This window comes from Magnetospirillum sp. WYHS-4 (assembly GCA_039908345.1).
Classification (GTDB): Bacteria; Pseudomonadota; Alphaproteobacteria; order Rhodospirillales; family GLO-3; genus JAMOBD01.
The window spans coordinates 1-7,657 of record JAMOBD010000092.1; the positions used below are offsets into that span (position 1 = coordinate 1).

Annotated in this window: 9 protein-coding genes; all 9 read right to left on the bottom strand. The window is 67.3% G+C overall.

Annotated features, from left to right (window positions below):
* Positions 1 to 332 (bottom strand): hypothetical protein (locus H7841_17145; GenBank protein MEO5338590.1); only part of this gene is annotated, 332 nt, incomplete at its 3' end.
* Positions 329 to 847 (bottom strand): [NiFe]-hydrogenase assembly chaperone HybE, encoded by a 519-nt coding sequence (gene hybE / locus H7841_17150; protein MEO5338591.1) that lies wholly within the window; start codon positions 845 to 847, stop codon positions 329 to 331. The genes H7841_17145 and hybE, both read right to left, overlap by 4 nt.
* On the bottom strand, positions 844 to 1,326 hold the full coding sequence (locus tag H7841_17155) for a HyaD/HybD family hydrogenase maturation endopeptidase (GenBank protein ID MEO5338592.1): 483 nt from the start codon (positions 1,324 to 1,326) through the stop codon (positions 844 to 846). The genes hybE and H7841_17155 overlap by 4 nt, the downstream gene beginning before the upstream one ends.
* Positions 1,327 to 1,400: 74 nt before the next feature.
* Positions 1,401 to 3,098: a nickel-dependent hydrogenase large subunit gene (locus H7841_17160; GenBank protein ID MEO5338593.1), complete on the bottom strand. Its 1,698-nt coding sequence runs from the start codon at positions 3,096 to 3,098 to the stop codon at positions 1,401 to 1,403.
* Between the two features lie 15 nt (positions 3,099 to 3,113).
* Entirely contained in the window at positions 3,114 to 4,250 is a 1,137-nt protein-coding gene (gene hybB / locus H7841_17165) for a Ni/Fe-hydrogenase cytochrome b subunit (protein ID MEO5338594.1), read from the bottom strand.
* Positions 4,247 to 5,395, bottom strand: coding sequence for a hydrogenase 2 operon protein HybA (gene hybA, locus H7841_17170; protein MEO5338595.1), 1,149 nt, complete (start codon positions 5,393 to 5,395; stop codon positions 4,247 to 4,249). The genes hybB and hybA overlap by 4 nt, the downstream gene beginning before the upstream one ends.
* 20 nt (positions 5,396 to 5,415) lie before the next feature.
* Positions 5,416 to 6,543 (bottom strand): hydrogenase small subunit, encoded by a 1,128-nt coding sequence (locus H7841_17175; protein ID MEO5338596.1) that lies wholly within the window; start codon positions 6,541 to 6,543, stop codon positions 5,416 to 5,418.
* Between the two features lie 229 nt (positions 6,544 to 6,772).
* Positions 6,773 to 7,147, bottom strand: coding sequence for a nucleotidyltransferase domain-containing protein (locus H7841_17180; protein MEO5338597.1), 375 nt, complete (start codon positions 7,145 to 7,147; stop codon positions 6,773 to 6,775).
* A gap of 77 nt (positions 7,148 to 7,224) precedes the next feature.
* On the bottom strand, positions 7,225 to 7,657 hold a 433-nt coding region (locus tag H7841_17185; protein MEO5338598.1), incomplete at its 5' end, for a nickel-dependent hydrogenase large subunit.

Genomic DNA, 7,657 nt, shown 5'->3' on the forward strand with positions numbered 1-7,657 from the left:
GCCGAACCGCCGGCCAAAGGCGGCCAGTCCATGAACAGGCGCCAGGCGTGCTGTTCGGCGGTCTCGGCGGCCAGCAGCAGGCGACGGGCGGTGTCCTGGGCGGGGGCGACGGCAATGCCGAGCGCCGCCTCCGCCGCCTTGATGCCGGCATGCGACTGCGCGGTGCCGCAGACTCCGAACAGGTTGGGCAGCAGGCGGAGCGCCTCGGACACCGGCCTGCCTTGCAGGGCCGCGCAGGCGGCAACGGGGCGGCTGGAGGAGATCCGGGCTTCGGCGATCCGCCCGCCTTCCAACCGCAGATCGAGACGGATGCCCCCCTCCAGGGCGGTCATCGGTCGTCCATTTCCTCGCCGAAACGCCCGCGCAGGAAATTGCGCCGGGCGCTGTCCACGTCGCCGTGCGAACGCTCGCAGGCCGGCGCCTCGGGCAGGGCGGAATCCTCGGGCTTGGGGGGGGTGAGAGCCTTGGCCAGGGCCGCTTCCGCCAGGAAGCGGGCGGCGACGTTGCCGTTCACGCCTTGCATGGGCGAGCGGATGGAATAGGACTCGTAGTACCCCACCACCTCGTCCCCGGCCACCGTGAAGGCCAGGTCGCCGCCCGGCAAGCCGACCGTCCGCTTGGCGCCGATACGGCCGGGTTCCCAGGGGCGGGGCATGGCGGGCAGCAGCATCAGGTTGAGGAACCAGGGGGTTATCAAAGCCCCGAGAACGCCTTCGGCCACCGGTGCGAAACCGACGGCCTCCACCTCGATCCGGTCGTTGTAGATGGGCAGGGTCTTCATGTTGGCCTCGCCGATGGCGCGGAAGCGTTCCACCAGGGCGGCGATGCGCTCCTCCATGGCCGTCATGCGGCCTCCAGCCGGTGGCCCAGGGACCGCAATTCGTCGGCGATCAGGCCGACCACCGTCCCGACCAGAGGGGCGATCAGGTCCGACAGGTCGAGGCCCAGGTCCAGGTTTTCCGGCACCACGCCGAACAGAATGATGCGGCCAGGCACCCGTTCGGTAAGCGCGGCGGCCGCCAGCACGTCCGATATCCCCACCTGATGGGGCGACAGCTTGGAACGGAACAGGGCGGGCACCTCGTCGCCGTCCAGGCGCACCACGGTGCCGGGCGAAGCGCCGGTGCGCACCGCGTCGGCGATGATGAGGACCTGGCAGTCCGATATGGGATTGAGCAGGTCCATGCCCGAGGTCCCGCCGTCCAGCGCCGTCACCTCGGGCGGCAGGCGGAACCGGCGTTCCAGTTCCTCGACGATGCGCACTCCCACCCCCTCGTCCCCGAGGAGGATGTTGCCGACGCCCAGCACAAGGACTTTTTCCTTCATGTATCCCTTCTAGATGCGAATCCCCTCCCGGGCAAGCGGCCCGGGAGGGGATTGCGGTCTTCCCCGTCGTTGTCTCAGAGCACCTTCACCGCGATGGCCTTGTCGGTCCGGGTGTCGGTCAGGTGGATGGCGCAGGCGAGGCACGGATCGAAGGAATGGACCGTGCGCAGCACCTCCAGCGGCAGTTCGGGATTGGCGATGGGATTGTCCATCAGCGAGGCCTCGTAGGGGCCGATGGCGTCGTTCTCGTCGCGCGGCCCGGCGTTCCAGGTGGTGGGCACCACGCACTGGTAGTTCTTGATCTTGCCGGCCTCGATGACGCACCAGTGCGAAAGAGTGCCGCGCGGCGCCTCGTGGTAGCCGAAGCCGCGCACCTCGCCCTTGGGGAAGCTGGGCGGGTTGAAGATCGCCAGATCCCCCTTGCCCAGATTCTGCACCAGCAGGTTCCACTGGTTGTTCAGCGCCTCGTGGAGCACCGCGCAACGCACGGCGCGCGCCGCGTGGCGGCCGATGGTGGAATGCAGCGCCGCAAGCGGCAGCGGACTGCCCAGCAGCGCACTCACGGTGTCGATCACCTTGGTCAGGTAGCGTTTGGTGGGCTCGTGGCCGGCGGCGTACATGCAGAGCACGTTGGCCAGCGGCCCCACCTGGGCGCGCTTGTCGTAGAAGGTGGGCGACTTGACCCAGGAGTACTTGCCGTTGTCCTCGAAGTCCGTGTACTGGGGAACGGTCTCGCCCTGGTAGGGATGCAGGGCGCCCTTGCCGCCCTGGTACCAGGAGTGCTTGACGCTTTCCTTGACGCCGCCTTCGAAGTACTTGTCCTGATAGTTGGCGATCGGCTTGAAGTTGGCGATGTCGCCGCCTTCGATGAAGCCGCCCGGCAGTTCGAATTTGGTGCCCTTGGTGTCCAGGGGCATGTCGGGGACCGACAGGTAGTTGGTGATGCCGGCGCCATAGGTGGTCCATTCGGGATAGTTGGCCCCCACGGCCGCCACGTCCACCAGGTAGGCGTTGCCGATGAAGTCGCCCAGTTGGTCGATGATGGTCTTGATGTGGTACAGGCGCTCCATGTTGAGCGCCGACTGGCTGTCCAGGTTGATGGCGTTGGCCACGCCGCCCACCGCCACGTTCTGGATGTGGGGGGTCTTGGACCCCAGGATGGTGACGATCTCGTTGGCCTTGCGCTGCACGTCGAGGGCCTGCAGGTAGTGGGCCGCCGCCAGCAGGTTGACCTCGGGCGGCAGCTTCATCGCCGGATGGCCCCAGTAGCCGTTGGCGAAGATGCCCAACTGGCCCGAGGCGACGAACTTCTTCAGACGTTCCTGCACCGCCGTCATCTCGTGCACGCTGTTGAGCCGCCAGGAAGAAAGGCTTTCCGCCAATTGCGCGGTCTTCTTCGGATCGGCGTCCAGCGCCGAGACGATGTCCACCCAGTCCAGCGCCGACAGGTGGTAGAAATGCACGATATGGTCATGGATGGCATGCGCCGCCATGATCATGTTGCGGATGTACTGGGCGTTCAGCGGGATGTCCATCTTGAGCGCGTTTTCCACCGCCCGCACCGAGGTGATGGCATGCACCGTGGTGCAGACGCCGCAGATGCGCTGGGTGATCGCCCAGGCGTCGCGCGGGTCGCGGCCCAGCAGGATCTGCTCGATGCCGCGCCACATCTGGCCCGAGGACCAGGCGTTGACGACCTTGCCGCCGTCCACCTCGCAGTCGATGCGGAGATGGCCTTCGATGCGGGTGATGGGATCGATGGTGATTCTCACGGCAGTGTCTCCCCTTTACGCCTTGTGCAGCCGGTGCAGCACAGGAAGCTTCTTCACGAAGATCAGGTACAGGACGACCTCCAGGGCGAAGATGCCCAGGGTCACCAGCAGTTCGGGGACCGACGGGAAGTAGGTCCAGCCGCCGCCGGTCTCGTACCCGACCAGGTAGCCGTCGATGCGATAGACGGTTCCCGCCAGCAGCATCGCCAGGGCCCCCAGGAACAGGTTGCGGGGGGTGCGGCGCGCCGTCGGCGAGGCCAGAACCAGCGCCGCGGCGACGAACAGCAGGTTCTCGATGGCGAACATGATGCCCTTGGCTCCCCCCTGGAACATGACGCCCAGGGCGCCGCGCAGGATCAGGTCGCCGAAGCGCAAGGCCAGATAGGCCAGGATCACCCCGTACATGACCCCGGACAGGCGCGCGAGGATATCCGTCTCCAACGGCCGCTTGAAGGCCAGCGAGGCCAGCACCGCCTCGAAGACCACGATGGCGTAGCCCATGCCGAGCGCCGAGATGAGGAACAGCAGCGGCAGCAAGGGCGTTTGCCAGAGCGGCGAAAGCTGGTGCCCCAGGATGACCAGCATGGTCCCCAGGGACGACTGGTGCATGGTCGGCAGCAGCACGCCCAGGGCGATGACCAGGAACATGAAGCCCTTGACCGTCTTCTTCAGACCTTCCGCCTGGAACTTCTCGAAAAACGCGGGCGAGAACTCGATCCACAGCACGACGATGTAGGCGGCCACGCAAAGCGCGACCTCGAACATCACCGAATTGGGCTGGGCATGCCAAGGCAGGAAGATGTTGTAGACCTGCCACCAGCGGCCCAGGTCGACGATCACCGCCATGCCGCCCAGGGTGTAGCCGAACAGGCCGGCCAGCAGGGCGGGGCGCATCAGGGGATGGTATTCACCCTTGTTCAGGATATAGACCAGCAGCGCCATGGCGAAGCCGCCGCAGCCGAAGGCCGTGCCGACCACGACGTCGACGGTCACCCAGATACCCCAGGGATAGCCGTCGTTGATGTTGGCGACCGCCCCCAGGCCGCCCATGAAGCGCTGGGCCATAAGGACGAGGGCCACCGCCACCAGCACCAGCAGCAGGGCGAAGGGCTTGGTGAAGAGGCGGCCGCCGATCGGTTCGTGGGTGCTCATCGTTCGCCCTCCTCGTCGCCGTGCTTGCGGGTGTTGCGGAAGGCCAGCGCCGCCAAGCCGCCCAGGAACAGGATGGGCGCGATCATGCCCTTGTAGAGGGTGTGCTGGATGCCTTCCGACAGGGCCGCATAGCCCTGCTCGGGCACCTTGGTCGGCAGTTCCAGCTTTTCGAAGGGCACGCCGGACAGGTACATCACCTGGGTTCCGCCCAACTCCTTGTCGCCGTAGAGATGCGGCTGGTAGGGGGCGATCCGGCCGGGATGCGGGCTCTGGTGCGGCTTGTGGCCGCCGTCGAGGGCGCTTTCGTCCAGGTGGGCGCGTTCCCGCAGGCGCCGCTGTTTCGGGGCGTCGCCGGCATCCGGTCCGCCTTCGCGGTGGTCCTGGCGTTGTCCGTCTCCCAGGCCTTTTCCCTTGCCGAAGGAACGCCCCCCGGACAGGTTGCCGCGGGGAAAGTCGTAAGCGTCTCCGGCCTTGAGAGCCAGGCGCCGCTGGGCTTCCGCCTTCAGGTCGACCACCAACCCGAACAGGGAGGCGCCGGTCGGACAGACGTGGCAGCAGGCGGGCGTCTTGCCGTCGGCCTGCAGATGCCGGCAGAACTCGCACTTGCCGATCTTGCCGGTGGGGCTGGAATAATCGAAGCGCGGGATGCCGAAGGGGCAGGAATAGACGCAGTAGCGGCAACCGATGCAGGCGTTGGCGTCGTAGCTGACGATGCCGGTCTTGGGGTCCTTCCGCATCGCCGAGACCGGACAGGCCGAGACGCAGGACGGATCGGCGCAGTGCAGGCAATGGCGCTTCATGAAGGCGAAGCCGTTCTGCTCGCGGTCCTTGGCCGCCATGGTGCCGTGCTGGTAGGTTTTGATGATGTTGAAGGTCTTGGCCGAGAGATCGAGGGGGCTGTCCCAGGTCTTCTCGTTCCAGCCCTCCTGGCCGGGCTCCATGACGGGCGACAGGTCGTTGGCCTCGCGGCAAGCCGCCACGCAGGCCTTGCAGCCGATGCAGAGCGTCGAGTCGTAGAGCATCCCGACCGCGTCGGGCGGGACCGGCTTGGGGGCGCGCATCGCTTCGGCCTCGCCCGCCCCGGCCAGGGCCAGCGCGGGTGCCGAAACGGCCGCCCTGAGGAAATCGCGTCGATTGATGGACATTTTCTTAGCCTCCCAGGGCCCTAGGCCTTGTCGTCCTCGCCCTCGGGCTTGCCGCCCAGCTTGGCCGCCAGCACCGCGCCGGCCCCCACCACGGCGCCGACCGCGGCACCCACCAGGGCGGCGGAACCGACCGTGGCCCCTTGCCCCCGTTCGGCATCCACCGGCGGATAGGCGGTGGGCGGGGTGACCGTCTTCAGTTCGGCCAGCGCGTGGATGGGCTTTTCGAAGACGATGCCCTTTTCCGTGCAGCCGATGCAGGGATGGCCGGTGGCCACCGGCCAGGAGGCGGAGCCCACGTCGCCGAACCGCTGGGTCGGGCAGTTGGCGTAGGTCTCGGGGCCCTTGCAGCCCAGCTTGTAGAGGCACCAGCCCTGGCGGTGGCCTTCGTCGCCGAATTGCAGCGCGAAGCGGCCGGAGTCGAAGTGGGCGCGGCGTTCGCAGTTCTCGTGGATCAGGCGGCCGTAGGCGAACTTGGGGCGGCCCTTGGAGTCCAGGGCCGGCAGGGTGCCGAAGGTGAGGAACTGCAGCACCGTGGCCAGGAAATTGTAGGGATTCGGCGGACAGCCGGGGATGGTTACCACGGTCTTGCCCTTGAGGATGTCGGGGGCGCCCACCGCGCCGGTGGGATTGGGGGGGGTGGAGGGCACGCCACCCCAGGAAGCGCAGGACCCGATGGCGATGATCGCCGCCGCCCCTTCCGCCGTGGTCTTGACGTGCTCGATCATGGTCTTGCCGGCGATCTTGCAGTAGATGCCGTTGTCCTTGGTGGGAATGGCGCCCTCGATGACCAGGACGTACTTGCCCTTGTTGGCTTCCATCGAGGCATGCATGGCGGCTTCCGCTTGATGGCCTGCCGGGGTGCTGAGCGCCTCGTGGTAGTCCAGCGAAATGGCGTCCAGGATCAGGGTTTCCAGGGTCGGATGGGTGGCCCGCAGCAGCGATTCCGAACAGCCCGTGCATTCCTGGCCGGACAGCCAGATGACCGCCGGACGCCTGGGCGCCGTCGCCGCCTCCGCGATCTTGACGCCGGCCGCCGCCGGCAGCCCCAGAGTCGCCGCGATGCCGGTGCAGAAGGTCAGGAAGTCGCGCCGCGACAACCCGGCCAGCGTCCCGGAAATCTGACAAAGATCGAAATCGCCGTCTTTCATGGCCTTCCCTCGCTCTCTGGGCACGAGCCCCCGCCCGCGCCGGTCCTGGTTCGGGAGGGTAGGCAAGTTCCGTGCCGGATGGGTGGGCGTAGGGCGACCGAAGGGTGGCGCCTGATGAATCGCTAAACAATAATGGTTTCAAGACGCATTATCATTGAAATGAAAAGACAGTTTGCTCATACTGGAAACTTGCTTTCCATGCGTTCGGCCGGAAACCCGAACGCCTGCATCAAGGGATCGCGAGCTGGTCGCGAACCGACTGGCCGGACGCCCCGGAGCCGACGGACAACGCGATTCTCACCCCCGCCCGGACGATATGGTCGCGCAACGGCGGATGGCGGATGGCCGACAGGGCCTTCACATCGAACCGGTATGGCAGGGGCAGCTCTTCCAGTTCGCTGGCGATGGCTTCCGCCAGCAGCGGGTCGTCGATACCTTCCAGCGCCAGATCGATGTCCGACGCCGGTTGGGCCGTTCCCTTCGCGCGGGAACCGAACAGGATTGCCCCCGTGATGGCAGGGTATTTCGCCAGGCCGCCGCGAATGAGATCCAGTTCGCCGGGCGCCAAGCCATGGGGCTTGGTCACGGCAACCTCCGTCTGCATGACGTTTCTCCTGTCCGGCCACGGGGCCTATATCAGCATCCGGCCCATAAAGGCGAGACCGTCCCGAAGGTAGCCCTTCAATGCACCGTGCAGGCCATGCAGGGATCGAAGGACCGGACCACGTGCTGGACCGCGAGCGGAGCTTCCTCGCCCGCCGCGACGGGGGTCCCTTCCAGGGCGGTCTCCAGCGGGCCCTTGGCGCCGGCACCGTCGCGGGGCGAGAAGTTCCAGGTGGTGGGTGAGACGATCTGGTAGCGCCGGATGCGCCCGCCTTCGACCGCCAGCCAGTGACCCAGCAGGCCGCGCGCCGCCTCCGTCAGGCCGACTCCTTCGCCGTCCACGGGCAAGGCCGCCTCGGTGCAGAACGGCTCGCCCGGCTCCAGGCCCCGCACCCAGCCTTCCATGGCCGGAACCAGCCGCGCCACCTCCAAAAGCCGCGCCACCACCCGTCCCGCCACCGTCGCCCCGCGGGCCAGGACCAGGGCGCGGCCCAAGGGATGGCCGGACAGG